At 50.4% G+C, this 20946-nt stretch carries 17 protein-coding genes; 15 read left to right on the forward strand and 2 right to left on the reverse strand.

The window, feature by feature from the left end; all coding sequences use genetic code 11:
* The first annotated feature begins 160 nt into the window (after nt 1-160).
* Both otsB and otsA read left to right on the forward strand, forming a co-directional pair.
* Nucleotides 161-964, forward strand: a complete 804-nt coding sequence (otsB, locus tag SK32_RS03365; protein WP_048211344.1) for a trehalose-phosphatase — start codon at nt 161-163, stop codon at nt 962-964.
* Nucleotides 939-2360, forward strand: a complete 1422-nt coding sequence (gene otsA, locus SK32_RS03370) for an alpha,alpha-trehalose-phosphate synthase (protein WP_048211345.1) — start codon at nt 939-941, stop codon at nt 2358-2360. The genes otsB and otsA overlap by 26 nt, the downstream gene beginning before the upstream one ends.
* Here the strand turns inward: otsA and uspC are convergent, their stop codons facing one another.
* Complete coding sequence (uspC, locus tag SK32_RS03375; RefSeq protein ID WP_048211346.1) at nt 2361-2789, reverse strand: universal stress protein UspC; 429 nt, start codon at nt 2787-2789, stop codon at nt 2361-2363.
* A 794-nt stretch (nt 2790-3583) separates the two neighbouring features.
* Between uspC and flhD the strand changes: the two genes are divergently transcribed.
* The 7 genes from flhD to SK32_RS03415 all read left to right on the forward strand — a co-directional run bounded on the left by flhD (nt 3584) and on the right by SK32_RS03415 (nt 12800).
* Nucleotides 3584-3925 (forward strand): flagellar transcriptional regulator FlhD, encoded by a 342-nt coding sequence (flhD, locus tag SK32_RS03385; protein ID WP_040232414.1) that lies wholly within the window; start codon nt 3584-3586, stop codon nt 3923-3925.
* Nucleotides 3926-3927: 2 nt separating this feature from the next.
* On the forward strand, nt 3928-4506 hold the full coding sequence (gene flhC, locus SK32_RS03390; RefSeq protein ID WP_005127694.1) for a flagellar transcriptional regulator FlhC: 579 nt from the start codon (nt 3928-3930) through the stop codon (nt 4504-4506).
* Nucleotides 4507-4630: 124 nt separating this feature from the next.
* On the forward strand, nt 4631-5518 hold the full coding sequence (gene motA, locus SK32_RS03395) for a flagellar motor stator protein MotA (protein ID WP_032939611.1): 888 nt from the start codon (nt 4631-4633) through the stop codon (nt 5516-5518).
* Nucleotides 5515-6444, forward strand: a complete 930-nt coding sequence (gene motB, locus SK32_RS03400; RefSeq protein ID WP_048211348.1) for a flagellar motor protein MotB — start codon at nt 5515-5517, stop codon at nt 6442-6444. Before motA ends, motB begins: the two co-directional genes overlap by 4 nt.
* A 4-nt stretch (nt 6445-6448) precedes the next feature.
* Complete coding sequence (cheA, locus tag SK32_RS03405) at nt 6449-8494, forward strand: chemotaxis protein CheA (protein ID WP_048211349.1); 2046 nt, start codon at nt 6449-6451, stop codon at nt 8492-8494.
* Between the two features lie 21 nt (nt 8495-8515).
* A complete protein-coding gene (cheW, locus tag SK32_RS03410) occupies nt 8516-9019 on the forward strand; it encodes a chemotaxis protein CheW (protein ID WP_003839146.1) in 504 nt (167 codons plus the stop codon).
* Between the two features lie 352 nt (nt 9020-9371).
* A complete protein-coding gene (locus tag SK32_RS03415; RefSeq protein ID WP_048211350.1) occupies nt 9372-12800 on the forward strand; it encodes an autotransporter outer membrane beta-barrel domain-containing protein in 3429 nt (1142 codons plus the stop codon).
* A 110-nt stretch (nt 12801-12910) separates the two neighbouring features.
* On the opposite strand, the gene SK32_RS03420 is transcribed toward SK32_RS03415, so the two are convergent.
* Nucleotides 12911-14182, reverse strand: a complete 1272-nt coding sequence (locus SK32_RS03420) for a dicarboxylate/amino acid:cation symporter (protein WP_048211351.1) — start codon at nt 14180-14182, stop codon at nt 12911-12913.
* 407 nt (nt 14183-14589) lie between these two features.
* On the opposite strand from SK32_RS03420, the gene tar reads away from it, so the two are divergent.
* The 6 genes from tar to cheZ are packed head-to-tail and all read left to right on the forward strand — an operon-like array spanning nt 14590 to nt 20890.
* On the forward strand, nt 14590-16251 hold the full coding sequence (gene tar / locus SK32_RS03425; RefSeq protein ID WP_048211352.1) for a methyl-accepting chemotaxis protein II: 1662 nt from the start codon (nt 14590-14592) through the stop codon (nt 16249-16251).
* A 43-nt stretch (nt 16252-16294) separates the two neighbouring features.
* Nucleotides 16295-17896: a methyl-accepting chemotaxis protein IV gene (tap, locus tag SK32_RS03430; RefSeq protein WP_048211353.1), complete on the forward strand. Its 1602-nt coding sequence runs from the start codon at nt 16295-16297 to the stop codon at nt 17894-17896.
* A gap of 19 nt (nt 17897-17915) precedes the next feature.
* Nucleotides 17916-18782, forward strand: coding sequence for a protein-glutamate O-methyltransferase CheR (gene cheR / locus SK32_RS03435; RefSeq protein ID WP_048211354.1), 867 nt, complete (start codon nt 17916-17918; stop codon nt 18780-18782).
* Complete coding sequence (locus tag SK32_RS03440; protein WP_005127683.1) at nt 18779-19828, forward strand: protein-glutamate methylesterase/protein-glutamine glutaminase; 1050 nt, start codon at nt 18779-18781, stop codon at nt 19826-19828. The genes cheR and SK32_RS03440 overlap by 4 nt, the downstream gene beginning before the upstream one ends.
* Before the next feature lie 17 nt (nt 19829-19845).
* Nucleotides 19846-20235: a chemotaxis response regulator CheY gene (gene cheY, locus SK32_RS03445; RefSeq protein WP_005127682.1), complete on the forward strand. Its 390-nt coding sequence runs from the start codon at nt 19846-19848 to the stop codon at nt 20233-20235.
* A 10-nt stretch (nt 20236-20245) separates the two neighbouring features.
* Nucleotides 20246-20890 carry a protein phosphatase CheZ gene (cheZ, locus tag SK32_RS03450; RefSeq protein ID WP_040232409.1) on the forward strand — a complete coding sequence of 215 codons (645 nt, stop codon included), beginning with the start codon at nt 20246-20248 and terminating at the stop codon, nt 20888-20890.
* Nucleotides 20891-20946: the final 56 nt, after the last annotated feature.

The following is a 20946-nucleotide window of genomic DNA, read 5'->3' on the forward strand; positions in this document are numbered from 1 at the left end:
CTTTTTAGTCTAGCTTCCGCCAATCGCCAGCCGCTACCCGGCTGGCGATTGTTTTTCTAAATGGCGAGCACGGTCACACTGTCTATACTTATACCCGTCATACATCCTATATACGGCGCGATCCGCGCGGCGTACAGACCATGACGAGGAGGAGAATCGGGTGACAGCATCGCTAACCTTACCCCCTGAGCATCCCACAAACAGTGCTTATTTTTTCGATCTCGATGGAACACTGGCTGAAATCAAACCGCATCCTGACCTGGTTGTTGTTCCACAGGCAATTCTGCAGTTATTACATCGCCTGGCCACGCAAAATGCGGGTGCTCTGGCATTGATTTCAGGGCGCTCAATGGCAGAGCTTGACGCACTCACCACCCCTTATCGTTTCCCGCTCGCCGGGGTGCATGGGGCAGAACGCCGTGACATCAATGGTCAAACCCATATTGTGCATCTGCCTGCGGTGGTCGAGCGCGAAGCGGGGGCGTTATTGCATGCGGCGCTGGCGACGTTACCGGGGACAACGCTTGAAACTAAAGGCATGGCTTTCGCTCTGCATTACCGGCAGGCGCCTGAGCATGAGGCCGCGCTGCTGGCGTTGGCGGAACGTATTACCCATATCTGGCCGCAATTGGCATTGCAGCCCGGGAAGTGTGTTGTGGAAATCAAATCACAGGACACCAATAAAGGAGATGCAATTGCGGCATTTATGCAGGAAGCGCCGTTTGTCGGACGGACCCCTGTTTTTGTTGGTGATGATCTGACCGATGAAACAGGTTTTGTCGTGGTCAATCGCGCCGGCGGTATCTCGGTAAAAGTGGGTAGCGGGGAGACTCAGGCGACATGGCGCCTGGCTGCTGTCAGGAACGTCTGGCATTGGCTGGAACAAATCAACTGTCCGCAGCAGGAACAAGAAGCAACGAATGACAGGAGAGGTGGCTATGAGTCGTTTAGTCGTAGTATCTAACCGCATCGCCTCCCCGGATGACAAAGGCAGTGCTGGCGGTCTTGCTGTAGGTGTGCTGGGCGCACTGAAGGCGGCTGGCGGCCTGTGGTTCGGCTGGAGTGGTGATACAGGCAATGAGGAACAACCGTTAAAAAAGGTTACCCGTGGCAACATCACCTGGGCATCGTTTAATCTGAGTGAACAGGATTACGAGGAGTATTACTGCCAGTTTTCGAATGCCGTGTTATGGCCCGCGTTCCATTATCGACTGGACCTGGTACAGTTTCAGCGTAGTGCCTGGGAAGGCTACCAGCGGGTTAATGCCTTACTGGTTGATAAGCTGCTGCCACTGCTTAGCGATGACGATATCATCTGGGTCCACGATTATCACTTGTTACCCTTTGCCTGCGAGCTACGCAAACGTGGTGTGAATAATCGCATCGGTTTTTTTCTGCATATTCCTTTTCCGACACCCGAAATTTTCAATGCGTTGCCGCCACATCAGGCGTTGCTTGAGCAACTGTGCGACTTTGATTTATTGGGCTTTCAAACCGACAACGATCGCCAGGCCTTTCTTGACTGTCTGACGGCGCAAACTCAGGTAACTACGCTCCGCGAGAAACAGCATCTGGCCTGGGGGAAAGCGTTCCGCACGGAAGTTTATCCTATTGGTATTGCACCTGAGGAGATTGCACGGCAAGCATCAGGATCGCTACCGCCGAAACTGGCGCAGTTAAAAGCAGAACTTAAAAATGTGAAAAATATCTTCTCTGTTGAGCGGCTGGATTACTCCAAAGGCCTGCCGGAGCGCTTTCAGGCCTATGAGGCGCTGTTGGAACAGTTTCCCCAGCATCACGGTAAGATTCGTTATACGCAGATAGCACCGACCTCGCGTGAGGAGGTACAGGCTTATCAGGATATTCGTCACCAGTTAGAGACCGAGGCCGGGCGGATCAATGGTAAATACGGGCAACTGGGCTGGACGCCGCTGTACTACCTGAATCAGTATTTTGACCGTAAATTACTGATGAAGGTCTTCCGTTACTCAGATGTTGGACTGGTGACGCCACTACGCGATGGCATGAATCTGGTGGCAAAGGAGTATGTCGCCGCACAGGACCCTGCCAACCCCGGCGTCCTGGTGCTCTCGCAGTTTGCCGGGGCTGCGAATGAGTTGACTTCTGCACTCATTGTAAACCCTTATGATCGGGATGATGTTGCAGGCGCATTAAACCAGGCTCTGACGATGTCGCTTGCCGAGCGCATTTCCCGTCATGCGGCAATGCTGCAGACCATCGTTAAAAATGATATCAACAACTGGCAGGCGCGATTTATTTGCGATCTGAAGAACGTCGCATCGCGTCATATAGAAAACCTGTCGCCTGACCCGCAGACAGCCTGCAGCAAACAGGCGTGATTAATCGCCGGCAAGCGGTACCAGCAACACATCAACCTGGCTTGCGCTGACCACGCTTTTCGCTGAGCAGGAGGCTCGCGAAAAGAAACTGTGGTTATGGTTGCCATAAATCACCAGATCAACCGCGTGTTTGCGGCATACATCCAGAATGTGTTCGTTCAATGTCCCATAGGTAATAAACGTGTGCTCAATGGGGTACTGCGCCTCTTTGCTTAACTGATCGATAAAATTATGGGTCTCTTCTTGCATGACTTCCCGCAGATCTTCCAGCATTGGAGCAGCAAACTGGTTATACAGTTCGGGATCTGAAACCAGGGTTATCAGACTAATGCGGGCGTTGACAGGGCGAGCGATTGAAACAGCCTTTGCTAACAGTTGGTGACTTTCGGGGGTGGCGGCAACAGCGACAAGAATGTGCGCATAGCTCATAACTCGCTCCTTTTGTTCATGAATTATGAGAGAACTTTTCAGTTTTGATCGTATAACGCCATACTGCTACGTTTCGTACGGTAATTGTGTGAATGTCATCATGATTATTCATTAATTATTCTTATAAATAGAATAATCACTTCATATAAGCTGCAAATCTGTTCGGATGATTTAAGTTAAACTCATCTCTAATAAAAACAATTTGTTAATAAAAAGTATACATCAATTAACATTTAAACGGTTATCACAGCCCGGTATTAATTAATCAGTCTTAATATTTAAGTCTTTGTTTATAAAGAGTTTAACTGAAATGTCATTTCATATTAAATCTGTGATCCAGCTCGCTATTTCTGCGCGTGATATTAACGTTCGTAAACAGAATACTATTCGCTTTTATTGCAAGATTATTCGTATGGCTGGAATCGAAAAAGATAATGGTGGTTTAAAAAATAGCCAAAATAAAAGCTGTGCTGATGGATTTATGTTAAGTGTTTAGCTTGATTATGTGATCTGCGTCACATATTCTTTAAATTCGCAGCATGGCTACGTTGTATGTGTAACGGGTGGCGGGTAGAGTTGCGTCGAATTAGGAAAAATCTTAGACATTTGTAAGAAATGATGTGAGCTTGTAAGGGACGCGGCATTCTACGAAAGGAATGTTTAGACAACGCGTAAGCGCCATCACGTTGCTATGTATTTGACCTTTTGCTTTTTTTTTACCGGGCCTTCCCGGCGACATCACGGGGTGCGGTTCTGCCGCATGAAAATAATGTTGGTTATTATGGATGCAAATAATGCATACATCCGAGTTGCTGAAACACATTTATGACATCAATTTGTCGTATTTATTGCTAGCACAGCGTTTGATCGTTCAGGACAAAGCGTCTGCAATGTTCCGCTTGGGTATCAGCGAGGAGATGGCAGATACATTGGCAACATTAACACTTCCTCAAATGGTCAAATTGGCTGAAACCAATCAACTGGTATGCCATTTCCGTTTCGACGATCATCAGACTGTAACGCGTTTGACGCAAGATTCCCGCGTTGACGATCTTCAGCAAATTCATACCGGTATTATGCTTTCAACACGCCTGCTTAACGACATCGATGACGCAGCGCGTAAGAAAAGGGCTTGATGATGAGCGAAAAAAGCATTGTTCAGGAAGCGCGTGATATCCAGTTAGCGATGGAATTAATCACATTGGGCGCCCGTTTGCAAATGCTGGAAAGCGAAACGCAATTAAGCCGTGGCCGACTCATCAAGCTGTACAAAGAATTACGCGGTAGTCCTCCGCCAAAAGGGATGCTTCCGTTTTCCACCGACTGGTTTATGACGTGGGAACAAAATATTCATGCATCGATGTTTTGTAATGCATGGCAATTTCTGCTTAAAACCGGTTTGTGCAGCGGCGTGGATGCCGTGATTAAAGCGTATCGGTTATATCTTGAGCAGTGCCCGCAACCAGAAGAAGGGCCGTTGTTGGCGCTTACTCGTGCGTGGACCCTTGTCCGTTTTGTTGACAGTGGTTTGCTTGAATTGTCCGCCTGTAACTGCTGCGGCGGAAATTTTATTACCCACGCGCACCAACCCGCAGGTAGCTTTGCCTGCAGTTTATGTCAGCCGCCATCGCGAGCCGTAAAAAGACGTAAACTTTCCCAGAATGCTGCCGATATTATTCCACAACTGCTGGATGAACAGATCGAACAGGCTGTTTAACTGAAACGGTGTGGATAAACACTCCAGCAGCGGTAAGCGATTACCGCTGCTTTTTTTTGTCCTGACCATGAGTTAACTGCCCGACTGCGCATCCTGTCATAGTCAATTGCGAAAGGATGATGTCGTGCTTATCTTATTAGGTTACCTGGTTGTTATTGGTACAGTTTTCGGCGGTTACATGATGACCGGCGGACACCTTGGGGCACTCTATCAACCGGCTGAGCTGGTGATCATCGGTGGCGCAGGTATCGGGGCATTCATCGTTGGCAACAACGGAAAAGCCATCAAGGGGACGATGAAAGCGATCCCGATGCTTTTCCGTCGTTCAAAATACACCAAAGCGATGTATATGGATCTGCTGGCGCTGCTGTATCGCCTGATGGCCAAGTCACGTCAGCAGGGCATGTTTTCGCTTGAGCGCGATATCGAAAACCCCAAAGAGAGTGAAATCTTCGCCAGCTATCCACGCATTCTTGCGGATGCGGTGATGCTTGATTTTATTGTTGATTATCTGCGTCTGATTATCAGCGGCAACATGAACACGTTTGAAATTGAAGCGTTGATGGACGAAGAAATTGAGACTCACGAAAGTGAAGCTGAAGTCCCGGCCAATAGCCTGGCGATGGTCGGTGACTCATTACCGGCGTTCGGGATCGTGGCAGCCGTTATGGGGGTTGTTCACGCTCTGGCTTCTGCTGACCGTCCGGCGGCTGAACTGGGTTCATTGATTGCGCATGCGATGGTAGGGACATTCCTCGGGATTTTACTGGCCTATGGATTTATTTCCCCACTCGCCAGCGTCCTGCGACAGAAGAGTGCTGAAACCACCAAGATGATGCAGTGTGTGAAGATAACTCTGCTCTCCAATCTGAATGGCTACGCGCCACCGATTGCGGTCGAGTTTGGTCGTAAGACGCTCTATTCCAGCGAACGTCCTTCGTTTATCGAACTGGAAGAGCATGTTCGTGCGGTGAGGAATCCAGCAGCGCAGCAGACGACCGAGGACGCATGAAAAATCAGGCCCATCCCATTATCGTCGTAAAGCGACGCAAACATAAAAATCACGGTGGTGGGGCGCATGGTTCGTGGAAAATTGCCTACGCCGATTTTATGACCGCGATGATGGCCTTCTTTCTGGTGATGTGGCTTATTTCCATCTCCAGCCCTAAAGAACTGATTCAAATTGCCGAATATTTCCGTACTCCGCTGGCCACTGCGGTGACGGGCGGAAATCGGATCTCGAATAGCCAAAGTCCAATTCCTGGTGGGGGTGATGATTACACCCAGCAGCAGGGGGAAGTGAATAAGCAGCCCAACATTGATGAGCTGAGAAAGCGCATGGAGCAAAGTCGCTTGAGCAAGCTACGTGGCGATCTTGATCAACTGATTGAATCCGATCCTAAGCTGCGTGCACTACGCCCACATCTGAAAATTGATTTGGTCCAGGAAGGGCTGCGGATACAGATTATCGACAGTCAGAACCGCCCGATGTTTAAAACCGGAAGCGCAGAGGTTGAACCTTACATGCGTGATATTTTGCGGGCGATTGTGCCGGTGCTGAATGGGATCCCAAACCGTATCAGTCTTTCTGGTCATACGGATGATTATCCCTATGCCAACGGTGAGAAGGGATATAGCAACTGGGAACTGTCTGCCGATCGCGCCAATGCCTCGCGTCGCGAGTTGGTCAGCGGCGGACTGGATGATGGAAAAGTATTACGGGTGGTAGGTATGGCCGCCACGATGCGTCTGAGCGATCGCGGTCCCGAGGACGCCATCAACCGCCGTATAAGCCTGCTGGTTCTGAATAAGCAGGCCGAAGAGGCCATTTTGCATGAAAACGCTGAAAGCCAGAATGAGCCGGTAAGTGTCTTACAACAGCCAGTGGCGATGCCGCCGGCAAGCGTTCCCACATCGCCACCAGCCAATCCGAGGTGATAGCGTGAGCATGGATATTAGCGATTTTTATCAGACATTTTTTGATGAAGCTGACGAACTGTTGGCTGACATGGAGCAACACCTGCTGGATTTGGTGCCTGAAGCCCCGGACTCCGAACAGCTGAATGCCATTTTTCGTGCAGCGCACTCGATTAAAGGCGGGGCGGGCACTTTCGGCTTTACCATTTTGCAGGAAACGACCCATCTGATGGAAAACCTGCTGGATGAAGCGCGGCGTGGCGAGATGCAGCTCAATGCCGACATTATCAACCTGTTTTTGGAAACGAAAGATATTATGCAGGAACAGCTCGACGCCTATAAAAACTCAGAGGAGCCGGATGCCGCCAGCTTTGAGTACATTTGTAATGCGTTACGACAGTTAGCGCTCGAAGCAAAAGGTGAAACCGCGCCCGCGGTGGTCAATAGCGCCAAACTGAGCGTTGTTGATAGCACGGCGATACCAGACGAGGTGGTTGCACAAGCCGCCCCTGTCACTGAAGAGATCAAAAAGCGGATCATTCTCTCGCGCCTGAAAGCCAGTGAAGTCGATTTACTGGAAGAGGAACTGGGGAATCTGGCGACCTTAAGCGATGTGGTCAAAGGTGCCGATACGCTGTCGGCAACGATCGACGGTAGCCTCGCTGAAGATGACATTATTGCTGTGCTCTGCTTCGTCATTGAAGCGGATCAGATTGAGTTCGAAACTATCACTGTCGCGCCGACTGTTGCAGAAACGCCAGCTGTCGCGGATGTCGTCGAACCACAGCCGCTACCGGTTGCTGCGCCTGCGCCGGTGGTCAAAGCGACCGCCAACGAAGCGCCGCATGGACGGGCAGAGCGTGAGAAACCAGCCCGCGCCAGCGAGTCGACCAGCATCCGCGTGGCGGTTGAGAAGGTCGATCAACTGATTAACCTGGTGGGTGAACTGGTCATCACACAGTCAATGCTGGCTCAGCGCTCTAATGAACTGGATCCCGTCAATCATGGCGATCTCATCACCAGCATGGGGCAGTTACAACGTAACGCCCGCGACTTACAAGAGTCGGTGATGTCGATTCGTATGATGCCAATGGAGTATGTGTTCAGCCGTTTCCCACGTCTGGTGCGCGATCTGGCCGGTAAGCTGGGTAAACAGGTCGAACTGACGCAGGTGGGGAGCTCAACCGAACTCGATAAGAGCCTGATTGAACGCATCATTGATCCATTGACGCACCTGGTACGTAACAGCCTCGATCACGGTATTGAATTGCCGGAAAAACGCATCGAATCCGGGAAAAGCCCGATTGGTAATCTGACACTTTCTGCCGAACACCAAGGCGGGAATATTTGTATCGAAGTGACTGATGATGGCGCGGGTCTGAACCGCGAACGTATCCTGGCGAAGGCTATTTCCCAGGGGATGCCGATCCACGAAAATATGAGCGATGACGAAGTCGGCATGCTGATCTTCGCCCCGGGATTCTCGACCGCCGAGCAGGTGACGGATGTTTCCGGGCGCGGTGTCGGTATGGATGTGGTGAAGCGAAATATCCAGGAGATGGGCGGTCATGTTGAGATCCAGTCAAAACAGGGTCAGGGCACAACCATCCGTATCTTACTGCCGCTGACGCTCGCTATCCTTGACGGCATGTCCGTTCGTGTAGCCAATGAAGTGTTTATCCTGCCGCTGAATGCGGTGATGGAATCTCTGCAACCTCGTGAAGAAGATCTCCATCCGCTGGCCGGCGGAGAGCGCGTTCTGGAAGTGCGTGGTGAGTATTTACCGCTGGTTGAGTTGTGGAAAGTCTTTGAAGTTGAAGGTGCAAAAACCGAAGCAACTCAGGGTATTGTAGTGATTTTACAAAGTGCAGGGCGTCGCTACGCGTTGCTGGTCGATCAGCTAATTGGTCAACACCAGGTGGTGGTAAAAAACCTGGAGAGCAACTACCGCAAAGTGCCAGGCATTTCCGCAGCAACGATCCTCGGCGACGGTAGCGTCGCGCTGATTGTCGATGTCTCTGCATTGCAGGGGTTAAACCGCGAACAACGTGTGGCAATCACAGCCGCCTGATTGAGTAAGAAAGGGAAGAATATGACCGGTATGAGTAATGTAACTAAACTGGCCGGCGAACCGTCAGGTCAGGAATTCCTCGTGTTTACGCTGGGGGATGAAGAGTACGGTATCGATATCCTGAAAGTGCAGGAAATCCGCGGCTACGATCAGGTTACGCGTATTGCCAATACGCCAGCCTTTATTAAAGGTGTGACTAACCTGCGCGGCGTGATTGTGCCGATTGTTGATCTGCGTGTGAAATTCAGCCAGAGCGATGTGGATTACAACGAGAACACCGTGGTGATTGTGCTGAATCTGGGACAACGGGTGGTTGGGATTGTCGTGGATGGCGTATCCGATGTGCTGTCGCTGACGACCGATCAAATCCGACCGGCACCGGAATTCGCGGTTACGCTGTCAACGGAATATCTGACGGGACTGGGCGCGTTGGGAGACCGGATGCTGATTCTGGTTAACATTGAGAAATTGCTGAACAGCGAAGAGATGGCGCTATTGGATATCGCGGCTTCGCATATGGCATAAAAGTAGTCAATATTATCATTCTTTGTAATATTTAGCTGGCAGTTATTAAACGCCCTCCACAATATGGAGGGCGTTTTGCTTTTAATTTTATGTGTAGGGAAGCCAGGTAATAATGGTTGTTTTATTTTGATTTTGAATGTTTATATTTATCTTATTCACTTGGTTTATTTTTATTTTTTTCTTTAATTAAAATTGGCGAATCTTTATAGTATCTGTCGTTTGCGGGTACATATAATATAATCTACAAGTGCAATATATAAATAATTTATCTTTTAGAATGATTTATATTGCTAATGAATATGTAATGAAGTTGTGCCTCCTGATTTTTCTATTGGCGTAGAGGGAACTAAATGTGAATGCTATGTATAATATAGTCTGGAGTACGGCGCGTAATATGTTTGTGGTCGCTGGTGAGTTTTCCCGCGGTAATAATGGAATGCGTAATAGCATCAGGGTAACAGGTCTGGCAACATTAATATGCAGTGCTGCTGTCAATGCTGCCGGGTTAGGCCCACAAAACGGTGCATCAATTATTTTGAATGATAATGAAGTCGTTACGGCGAGTGGACAAACAAATACCACGGGTGTTGAGAGCATCACTACCGGCGGTGATGGCTTACAGATTAAAGGAAAAGCAACTATCAACGTATCGGGTGAAACTTTGTCTACCGGGGTTTCACTGGATAATGGCACCAAAAATGATTTAGGCACGAATACCGAAATCCATGTCGTCGATACGGATGGCACACAAAATTCAAGTAAAAATACCACCGGAATTTTGATTTCAGGTAATAACCTGGGTACAGAAGTAACAGCATCCGGTATTAATATTGATGTTTCGGGTAAAAATAATGTTTATGGATTTAAAAATATAGGCAAAGACAGTAACGTCGATCTTGGTAGTGGAAGTTCTATTACAGCCATAACTGAAACTGATTATAGTATTGGTGGGATAGGTGATGCCCGCGGTGTCTATTTATTAGGCGGTAGTGGTACTTTCACCATGGATAATGGTTTTATCCATGCTACAAGTATAGATAACACTGCGTGGGGGATTCAAAGTACGGGTAATGCTAAAATTGATTTAGGTAAAAATAGCCAGGTGGTTGTAGAGGGCAATAATATTGCAACCGGTATTGAGATAGGTACTGATGGTGTATTAGATGCCGATCAACTCACTGTCACTGCAACAGGACTGGCAACAGATTATGGTTCTGTGACAGGTTTAAAGCTGGGTAAAAATAATCATGTTGATTTGGGAGATAACAGCAGAGTAACCATCAATGGTGCCTCCGATCTTGCTGAAGGCATCTCCGTTATGGGTCCCGATGCTACGTTAATCGCCAATAATATGGATATTAATATCAGTACGACTCTGGATTGTCGTACAGGGGGGTGTACCACGCGTGGCATCGCTATTAATGGGGCCGGATCACGCATTGATTTGGGCAGCGGATCGACCATCTCAATCACCGGGTTCTATGATGGGGCTGGAGTAACGATAAACCCCGCGGCAGAAGGTTCTGAATTTATTGCTGATAATCTGACGATTGATGTGACTGGGACGCAGGTAAGTGCAATATCAATGAGCACAGGTTTTATGGATTTAGGCCAAAACAGCATCATAAGCGCAGCCGGAGGGGCGACGACCCTCTGGGTGACGGGGGGCGAATTCCACGCGGACGCGCTTACCGTCAATACCGCTCAGTCTGTGGGCATCATTGCGCAGGGGGGCGATGTGATGATTGGCGCAGGCAGCGTTGTTGACGGCAGAAGTTCTGCCATGTCGGGCTCTGCGACCAGCGGTATCGCTGCGACCTCCGGGAGTACTCTTGATTTTAAAGGGGATGCCGACAATCGAAATGTTATTTACGCGATCGATGGTTACGGCGTGTCATCCCAGTTCTACGGCGCAACGGTTAATATCGCGAATACCGATATTCTCATGAGTGGGCAAAATAACCCTTACGGGCTTTGGGCGATAGGAAGTAATAATTTAAACCGTCCGGGAATAATTAATGGTGAAAACCTGACCATTGATGTGACAGCGAGTGGGGCAAATGGTTATGGCGCGGTGGTTCAGCAGGGCGGGGCAATATCGCTGACCGGTGACACTACCATTAAAACCCAGGATGGTGTCGCTATTCTTGTTCCTGTTGTTACCGACAGTGCGGGAAATCTCTTACCCGGCGGGACCGTGACCGGTTCAGGTGTAATGGATATTACGGGCGATATCATTAGCGCGGGTGAAGGCCGTATTTCACTGGATATGGCGTCTGGTTCGCGGTTGGTGGGGGCGACGTTTGTTAACACCGATCCGACGGTAGACTCCTCGCTGAATCTCTCACTGGCTGAACAGACGCAATGGACAATTACCGGTGATTCTTCTTTAACTCAATTAAATAATGCCGGAGATATTGTATTTGATACTCCTTCACAGAACGGACAATTTAAAACGCTGACGATTAATGGGAATTATCATGGCGATAACAGTCATCTTTATCTGAACACGCAGTTAGGGGATGACAATTCACCGACGGATAAAGTGATTATCACTGGTGATACCTCCGGTAGCACGACGCTCTATGTCAATAACATCGGGGGGGAAGGGGCGTTAACAACAAAAGGTATTGAAGTGATTGATGTCGGCGGTCAGTCTGATGGCGTTTTTACTCAGGGTAATCAGGTGCAGACAGGTTTGTATGAATACCGATTGTATGAAGACGGCGGTGACTGGTATTTGCGTTCGCAGGCTGTCCCGCCGGTAGACCCGGATGATGGCGACGATGTTACGCCGGTAGAACCGGACGATGGTGGTGATAGTAAACCGGTAGATCCGCAATATCGGGCTGATATTGGCGCTTATCTGGGCAACCAGTGGATGGCGCGTAATCTGCAAATGCAGACCCTTTATGACCGCGAAGGGAGTCAATTACGTACCGATGATGGCAGTATGTGGATGCGCTTTAAAGCAGGTGATGCGTCGTCAACAGCGGCAGACGGTCATGTGGATATTGACAACACTTACTCGCAACTGCAAATCGGTGGTGATGTGCTTAGCTGGGATAATGGCGAGCAGAGCCTGAAGGCGGGACTGATGGTGAGTTACATTAACGCCGACACGGACAGCACCGGTAACCGAGGGGCGGATGGGAGCCAGTTCTCTGCCAGTGGTAACGTAGCCGGTTATAATCTCGGCGCTTATGCCACCTGGTTTGCGGATGCGAAGAATCACAGCGGGCTGTATGTGGATAGCTGGTACCAGTACGGCCTCTACAATAACAGCGTCGATAACGGCGATGTCGGGTCAACAGATTATGATTCGGCGGCCAGCGCGGTCTCCTTGGAAACGGGCTATCGGTACGACATCGGACTTGAAAACCTGAATACTGTCAGCCTGACGCCACAGGCTCAGGTGACATGGCAGCAATATAAAGCGGACGCGGTTGTGCAGAATGGAACGCGTATTGACGGACAAAACGGTGACAGCTGGACCACGCGCCTCGGACTGCGGGTAGATGGTAAGCTGCACAAGAATACGACGTCGGTTATCCAGCCATTTGCGGAGGTAAACTGGTTACACACCAGTGATGATGTTGGCGTAGCATTTGATTGTGCTGAGGTGAAGCAGGATCTTCCGGCAGATCGCGCCGAGGTGAAAGTGGGTATCCAGGCGAATCTGAATAGCCAGTGGAGTATCACTGGACAAGTGGCGGGTCAAAAAGGACGTAATGACTATGGCGATCTCAGCGGTAGTTTGCTCGTACGTTACAGCTGGTAATTGATGTAAATTATCATCCAGGTGTTGTTGAAATACCCCAGCCTGTGGCTGGGGTAATCTTTGTTGATTTGCTGCTCTTGTTTACTTAGCTCGCTCTTGTCTTAAAAAAGTTAAGCCTTAATCTCTTCTGTGATGTTTTCTGAAGACTCGCTTTCTTCCAGTAAACCTTCATCCTGTGCCAGCATCGCCGTTGCAATCCCGTTACCTAATACGTTGATTGCTGAACGTCCCATATCCAGGAAGTGGTCAATACCCATCAGTAGCAGAATTCCGGCAACCGGAATATTAAAGCTTGGGATGGTTGCCGCCAGCACCACCAGCGCTGAACGCGGCACACCGGCTATCCCTTTTGACGCCAGCATCAATGTCAGCATCAGCACGGTAATTTCCGCGAAGGAAAGGTGGATGTTATAAGCCTGTGCGATAAACATGGAGGCGAACGAGCAGTAGACCATGGAACCCACCAGGTTAAACGAATAACCGATAGGCAGTACAAATGACACGATATTGGGCGAGCAACCAAATTTGGTTAATTGCTCCAGCGTTTTCGGATAAGCGGCTTCGGAGCTGCTGGTGGTGAAGGCAACCAGAACCGGGTCTTTGAGCATACTGACCAGGCGGAATACCTCTTTTTTCAGCATCATATAACCCACGGCCAGCAGGACCAGACAGGTCAGCAAAATCGCCACATAATAACCACCAATGAACGATGCGTAGTTGAGCAGGATCCCCAGGCCCTGGGTGGAGATAACGGAAGATATAGCGGCAAAAATAGCCAGCGGCGCAACATACATCACGTAGCCGGTCACCTTCAGCATAATGTGGGAGACCACATCCAGCGCAGCAACCAGCGGTGCGTTAAATTTTTCGCCGAGCGAAGCACCACCGATTCCGAAGAACATCGAGAATACGACGATTTGCAGGATCTCATTATTCGCCATCGCTTCGGCGATGCTGGTGGGAATGGTATGCGTCAGAAAACCTTTCAGGCTCATACCACCAACGGCCAGGCCGGTATCAGTGGCTTCCAGCGGGATCGCCAGGTTCAGACCGCTGCCGGGTTGTTCGAGGGAGACCACAAACAGGCCGACCAGAATAGACAGAATAGAAGAGCTGATAAACCAGATCATCGCTTTGCCGCCCACGCGCCCGATGGTTGAGGTTTCGCCCAGGCGCATAATACCCACGGTCAGGGTACTGAATACTAAAGGCGCAATTACCATCTTAATCAGGCGCAAAAAGATGTCGGTGAGCAGCGTAATATTATCGGCCCAGGCGGTAACGACGCCGGGGGAGGCATAAGAGTGGATCACCGCACCCGACAGGATCCCCGCCAGCATGAAGATCACAATAAACAACGTGAGTTTGTTTGCATTTGCCACTAAAAAGCCCTCAGTAAGGATTTAACATTTATTGTTCTGTTACTCATTTTTTATACTTATTAAGTGGTAACGAAATATTCATCATATAAATTGGATTAAAGCGTAAGCAGATACAACTTTTTTTAATTTTTTATCCATTTTGTTGTGGTATTTGGCGAGTGATTATGTGAACGGTGTCACACGAAAAAGGGGCGGAGAATACAAATAGCGGCAAAATCAGGCGAGTTGAAAATGTTATTTGCATGATAATTATGATGTTTTTATGTAAATGAGTTGTGGTTTCTGTGCCTCCGGCTTTCCCTCCACCCACCGGGCCTTGCTTTCCTGATGGATTTCCTTTTTGCAAACGTAAAGTTATCTCAGTGAATGCCGATAATGTTGATAACTCGTTTTCAGGAAGGTGCCTTATGTTTAACCGTATCCGCGTTGTCACAATGCTGATGATGGTGCTGGGGGTTTTCGCACTGCTACAGCTTGTTTCCGGTGGTCTGTTGTTTTCTTCATTGCAGCAGAATCAGCAAAGTTTTGTTATTTCTAACGATCTTCGACAGCAGCAAAGCGAACTCACCTCAACATGGGATCTGATGCTGCAAACACGCATCAATTTGAGTCGTTCCTCTGCGCGCATGATGATGGATGCGTCCAACCAGCAAAGCAGCGCGAAAAACGATCTGCTGAAGAATGCGAAAGCGTCATTGGCGCAAGCCGAAGCGCATTACGCTAATTTCAAAAAAATCACGCCGTTGCCTGATATGACGGATGCCAGCGGTAACGTCGATGAAAAATATCAGCAGTACCATGCGGCCCTGGTGGAGCTCGTCCAGTTCCTTGAAAACGGCAACATGGATGCATATTTCGCACAGCCAACTCAGGGTATGCAAAATGCCCTCGGCGCAGCGTTAGGTAAATATGCCGATGTTAGCGAGAAACTCTACCGCCAGGCCTTTGATCAAAGCGCAAGCGATTACCATTTTGCTCAATGGCAACTTGGCATTCTGGCTGTCGTGCTGGTACTGATTCTGGTGGTGGTGTGGTATGGCATTCGTCATGCCTTGCTAAACCCTTTGTCTCGCGTCATTGCGCATATCCGTGAAATTGCCAGCGGTAACTTAACCGCAACTCTGGCGGTCAGCGGTCGTAATGAAATTGGCGAGCTGGCCAGCACGGTCGATCATATGCAGCGTTCGCTAACCGAAACGGTAACCCTGGTGCGCGAAGGTTCGGATGCGATTTATTCCGGTACCAGTGAAATTGCAAGTGGTAACACCGATCTTTCATCCCGTACTGAACAACAGGCTTCCGCACTGGAAGAAACAGCAGCCAGCATGGAACAGCTGACGGCTACCGTGAAGCAAAATGCGGACAATGCGCGTCAGGCTTCTCAACTGGCGAAAAGCGCCTCCGATACCGCGCAACATGGCGGCAAAGTGGTCGATAGCGTGGTGAATACCATGCACGAAATCGCCGATAGTTCGAAGAAAATTGCCGACATTATTAGCGTTATTGATGGCATTGCATTCCAGACAAACATTCTTGCGCTGAATGCGGCGGTAGAAGCTGCGCGTGCCGGTGAACAAGGCCGTGGTTTTGCCGTCGTTGCCGGTGAAGTGCGTAACCTGGCGAGCCGCAGTGCGCAGGCAGCAAAAGAGATTAAAGCGCTAATTGAAGATTCTGTATCGCGGGTTGATACCGGTTCTGTATTGGTAGAAAGCGCCGGGGAAACCATGCATGACATCGTTAATGCGGTCACGCGTGTGACCGACATCATGGGGGAAATCGCCTCGGCATCCGATGAACAAAGTCGAGGGATAGATCAGGTTGCGCTCGCCGTGTCTGAAATGGACCGGGTTACGCAACAGAACGCCTCGCTGGTGCAGGAGTCGGCCGCTGCCGCTGCCGCACTTGAGGAGCAGGCCAGTCGCCTGACCCAGTCGGTGTCGACATTCCGCCTCGCGTCACGTCCTTCATCATCAAAGACACGAGATACACGACTACCTGCGACAGCGACTCCGGCGTCACAACCGCGCCAGCTAGCCACCGAACAAGATACGCATTGGGAAACATTTTGACTGACAGCTAAACCGCGGCCTGCGCCGCCTGATGGGAGCGTTGATGTTTAATCGTATTCGAATTTCGACCACGCTGTTTTTGATTTTAATCCTCTGCGGTGTTTTGCAGATTGGCAGTAATGGCTTGTCCTTCTGGGCATTTCGGGATGGTTTTCAGAACCTGAACCAGGTCGAACAGAGTAATCAGCAACGCGCTGCGCTGGCGCAAACCCGCGCTGTGTTATTACAGGCCAGTACTGCGCTTAATAAAGCAGGCACGTTGACGGCTCTGAGCTATCCGCCAGAGGATATCAAAGCGCTGATGACGATTGCACAGGACAGCCTGGCCCAGTCCGAATCGATATTTAAACGCTTTATGGCGACGACAGAGACGGCAGAAGAGGGGAAGGCGCTGCAAAGCGCAACCGAGAAAAGTTTCAGTCAATGGCATAGCGATCTGGTTCACCAGGCAACCTGGCTGGAAAATAATCAGCTGTCAGATTTTTTGACCGCCCCGGTGCAGGCTTCACAGGATGCCTTTGATGCAAACTTTACGGCGTGGCAAAACAACATCAACCAGGTATTGCAAAAAGCAGAGGATCACAGCCAGCGTAGTTACCATATGTCCGGGGTGATTTTCGCCACCATGCTGGTACTGGCGGCGCTATTAACGACTGCAGCGCTGTACTGGTCGCGCAAAATGATTGTACAGCCGCTGGCTATCATCGGTAGCCATTTCGACAGTATTGCGGCGGGTAATCTGGCGCGACCGATAGCGGTTTATGGGCGTAATGAGATTTCAGCCATTTTTGCCAGCCTGAAAGCGATGCAACAGGCACTGCGTGAGACGGTCAGTGAGGTTCGCCAGGGGAGCTCGGCAATGCATACCGGGATCTCGGAAATCGCGATGGGTAATAACGACCTGTCCTCGCGAACTGAACAGCAGGCGGCATCGCTGGCGCAAACGGCAGCCAGTATGGAACAGCTTACCGCTACCGTGGGGCAAAATGCGGATAACGCGCGACAAGCCTCAGGCATTGCCAAAAGTGCGGCCGACACGGCGCATAAAGGAGGGGAACAGACGGCTAAGGTTGCCAGCACTATGCATGAGATTTCTGCCAGCTCGCAGAAGATAGGTGACATCACCAGTGTGATTGACAGCATCGCCTTCCAGACCAACATCCTGGCGTTAAACGCTGCGGTAGAAGCTGCCCGTGCCGGTGAGCAGGGGCGCGGTTTCGCCGTGGTCGCCGGAGAGGTCCGTAATCTGGCAAGCCGTAGCGCACAGGCAGCGAAAGAAATTAAAGGACTGATCGAAGAGTCCGTCACCCGCGTTCACCAGGGATCACAACTGGTGGATATGGCGGCGCGCACGATGACAGAGATTGTTAGCTCGGTTACCCGGGTTAACGACATCATGGGGGAGATTGCCTCGGCCTCCGATGAACAACGCAGAGGCATTGAGCAGGTGGCGCAAGCCGTCAGCCAGATGGATTCCGTCACACAGCAGAACGCCGGGCTGGTGGAAGAAGCGGCAGCCGCCACTGAGCAGTTAGCTACCCAGGCAGATAATCTTTCCGCCTGTGTCGCGTTTTTTAAAATTGAAGAACAAACCGTAACACAACAAGAATTGGCACAGCCGCAGGTTGTGCCCGTTGTATCCTGAATGTGATTGAGAAGGCGCTATGACATCATCTCTGCCCTCCGGGCAAACGTCATTATTGTTACAGATGACACAGCGCCTCGCGCTGTCTGACGCGCATTTTCGTCGGATATGTCAATTAATCTACCAGCGCGCGGGGATCGTGCTGGCCGACCACAAGCGGGACATGGTCTATAACCGCCTGGTTCGCCGGTTGCGTACCCTGGGACTGGATGATTTTGGTCGCTATCTCAGTATGCTGGAAGCCAACCAGAACAGTGCTGAGTGGCAGGCTTTTATTAACTCCCTGACCACCAATCTGACCGCTTTTTTTCGCGAAGGGCATCACTTTCCTGTGCTGTCTGACCACGCCCGTCGACACAGCGGTGAATATCGCGTCTGGAGCGCGGCAGCGTCTACCGGAGAAGAACCTTACAGTATTGCGATTACGCTGGCCGATACCCTGGGTATGGCGCCGGGTCGCTGGCGTGTTTTTGCGAGCGACATTGATACTGAGGTGTTGGAAAAGGCAAGAAGCGGTATTTACCGTCTTGACGAGCTAAAGACGTTGTCGCCACAACAGTTGCAGCGTTATTTCATGCGCGGTACCGGGCCTCATGAAGGGCTGGTGCGCGTACGGCAGGAACTGGCAAGCCATGTTGAGTTTTCCAGCGTGAATTTACTGGACAAAAAATACAACGTGCCAGGCCCGTTCGACGCCATATTCTGTCGTAACGTCATGATCTATTTTGACAAAACGACTCAGCAGGACATTTTGCACCGTTTTGTTCCACTCCTTAAACCTGACGGACTGCTGTTTGCAGGTCATTCAGAAAACTTTAGCAACCTCGTGCGCGAGTTTAGCCTGCGCGGGCAGACGGTGTATGCGCTAGGTAAGGATAAAGCATGAGTAAAATCAGGGTATTGTCGGTTGATGATTCTGCATTGATGCGTCAAATCATGACCGAGATTATTAACAGCCACAGCGATATGGAGATGGTTGCGACGGCGCCTGATCCTTTGGTTGCGCGGGATCTCATCAAAAAATTTAATCCCGACGTTCTGACGCTGGATGTTGAAATGCCGCGCATGGATGGCCTCGATTTTCTTGAAAAGTTGATGCGTCTGCGTCCGATGCCCGTGGTGATGGTCTCTTCACTGACTGGCAAAGGGTCTGAGGTCACGCTGCGGGCCCTGGAGTTGGGGGCAATTGACTTTGTCACCAAACCTCAGTTGGGGATCCGCGAAGGAATGCTGGCGTATAGCGAGATGATTGCGGAGAAAATCCGCACTGCATCGCGCGCAAAACTGGCCGCCCACAAACCCACGGCAGCGCCAGCGACCTTGAAAGCAGGACCGTTACTCAGTTCGGAAAAACTGCTGGTTATCGGCGCATCAACCGGAGGAACAGAGGCAATTCGTCATGTACTCCAGCCATTGCCGCTTTCAAGTCCCGGTATTCTTATTACCCAGCATATGCCGCCAGGATTTACCCGTTCGTTCGCCGAACGTCTGAACAAACTGTGTCAGATAACCGTGAAAGAGGCTGAAGACGGAGAACGTGTGCTTCCTGGGCATGCGTATATCGCACCTGGCGACAAGCATATGGAACTGGCGCGTAGCGGGGCGAACTACCAGATCAAAATTCATGATGGCCCGCCGGTTAACCGGCATCGGCCTTCAGTGGATGTGCTGTTCCATTCGGTGGCGAAACATGCGGGGCGCAATGCCGTCGGGGTGATCCTGACAGGTATGGGCAACGATGGGGCCGCCGGAATGTTAGCGATGAACCAGGCTGGTGCCTGGACCATTGCGCAAAACGAAGCAAGTTGTGTGGTGTTCGGCATGCCGCGCGAGGCCATCAATATGGGTGGCGTAAGCGAAGTGGTCGATCTTAGCCAGGTAAGCCAGCAAATGCTGGCGAAAATCAGTGCCGGACAGGCAATACGTATTTGAATCAGGAGTTTATTTTTATGGCGGATAAAGAGCTTAGGTTTTTGGTTGTGGATGACTTTTCCACCATGCGTCGCATTGTGCGTAACCTACTGAAAGAACTGGGTTTTAACAACGTTGAAGAAGCTGAAGATGGCGTAGACGCGTTGAACAAACTGCAGGCAGGGGGATTCGGATTTGTGATTTCCGACTGGAACATGCCTAACATGGACGGTCTTGAACTGCTGAAAACCATTCGTGCTGACGGCAGTATGTCTGCCCTGCCGGTGCTGATGGTGACGGCAGAAGCGAAGAAAGAAAACATTATTGCGGCAGCACAAGCGGGTGCCAGTGGTTATGTTGTAAAACCGTTCACCGCGGCGACGCTGGAAGAAAAACTCAATAAGATCTTTGAGAAACTGGGCATGTGAGGATGTGATGATGATGCAACCACAAATTAAACCTGTTGACGAACACTCTGCAGGGGACATCATTGCGCGCATCGGTAGTTTGACCCGAATGCTGCGCGACAGCCTGCGTGAACTGGGGCTGGATCAGGCCATTGCCGAAGCGGCGGAAGCCATTCCTGACGCGCGCGATCGCCTGGACTACGTTGTACAAATGACTGCACAGGCGGCAGAGCGTGCGCTGAACAGCGTAGAAGCTTCACAGCCGCACCAGGATGCCATGGAAAAAGGGGCAAAAGACCTGACCAAACGCTGGGATGAATGGTTCGAAAATCCGATTGAACTGTCCGATGCCCGTGAACTGGTCACTGATACCCGCCAGTTCCTTGGTGATGTCCCCGGTCATACCAGCTTTACCAATGCCCAATTGCTGGACATCATGATGGCGCAGGATTTCCAGGATCTCACCGGTCAGGTTATCAAGCGCATGATGGATGTTATCCAGGAGATTGAGCGTCAACTGCTGATGGTGCTGCTGGAAAACATTCCGGAGCAGGGCGCTCGTCCAAAACGCGAGAACGAAAGCTTGCTGAACGGTCCGCAGGTTGACACTTCTAAAGCCGGCGTAGTGGCAAGCCAGGATCAGGTCGACGACCTGCTGGATAGCCTCGGTTTCTGATGTGTATTTGCCGGATGCGGAAGGAAACTTCTCATCCGGCTTACATGTTATTCATC

Origin of the sequence: Citrobacter sp. MGH100 (genome assembly GCF_001034465.1) — a bacterium.
Taxonomy (GTDB): domain Bacteria; phylum Pseudomonadota; class Gammaproteobacteria; order Enterobacterales; family Enterobacteriaceae; genus Citrobacter; species Citrobacter youngae.

Excerpts from the sequence above, each read along its gene's own strand:
- otsA (WP_048211345.1), top strand. The coding sequence starts at position 939 with ATGAGTCGTTTAGTCGTAGTATCTAACCGCATCGCCTCCCCGGATGAC.
- motB (WP_048211348.1), top strand. The coding sequence starts at position 5,515 with ATGAAAAATCAGGCCCATCCCATTATCGTCGTAAAGCGACGCAAACAT.
- cheY (WP_005127682.1), top strand. The coding sequence starts at position 19,846 with ATGGCGGATAAAGAGCTTAGGTTTTTGGTTGTGGATGACTTTTCCACC.
- flhD (WP_040232414.1), top strand. The coding sequence starts at position 3,584 with ATGCATACATCCGAGTTGCTGAAACACATTTATGACATCAATTTGTCG.
- cheR (WP_048211354.1), top strand. The coding sequence starts at position 17,916 with ATGACATCATCTCTGCCCTCCGGGCAAACGTCATTATTGTTACAGATG.
- tap (WP_048211353.1), top strand. The coding sequence starts at position 16,295 with ATGTTTAATCGTATTCGAATTTCGACCACGCTGTTTTTGATTTTAATC.
- SK32_RS03440 (WP_005127683.1), top strand. The coding sequence starts at position 18,779 with ATGAGTAAAATCAGGGTATTGTCGGTTGATGATTCTGCATTGATGCGT.
- uspC (WP_048211346.1), bottom strand. The coding sequence starts at position 2,789 with ATGAGCTATGCGCACATTCTTGTCGCTGTTGCCGCCACCCCCGAAAGT.
- tar (WP_048211352.1), top strand. The coding sequence starts at position 14,590 with ATGTTTAACCGTATCCGCGTTGTCACAATGCTGATGATGGTGCTGGGG.
- flhC (WP_005127694.1), top strand. The coding sequence starts at position 3,928 with ATGAGCGAAAAAAGCATTGTTCAGGAAGCGCGTGATATCCAGTTAGCG.
- cheZ (WP_040232409.1), top strand. The coding sequence starts at position 20,246 with ATGATGCAACCACAAATTAAACCTGTTGACGAACACTCTGCAGGGGAC.
- cheW (WP_003839146.1), top strand. The coding sequence starts at position 8,516 with ATGACCGGTATGAGTAATGTAACTAAACTGGCCGGCGAACCGTCAGGT.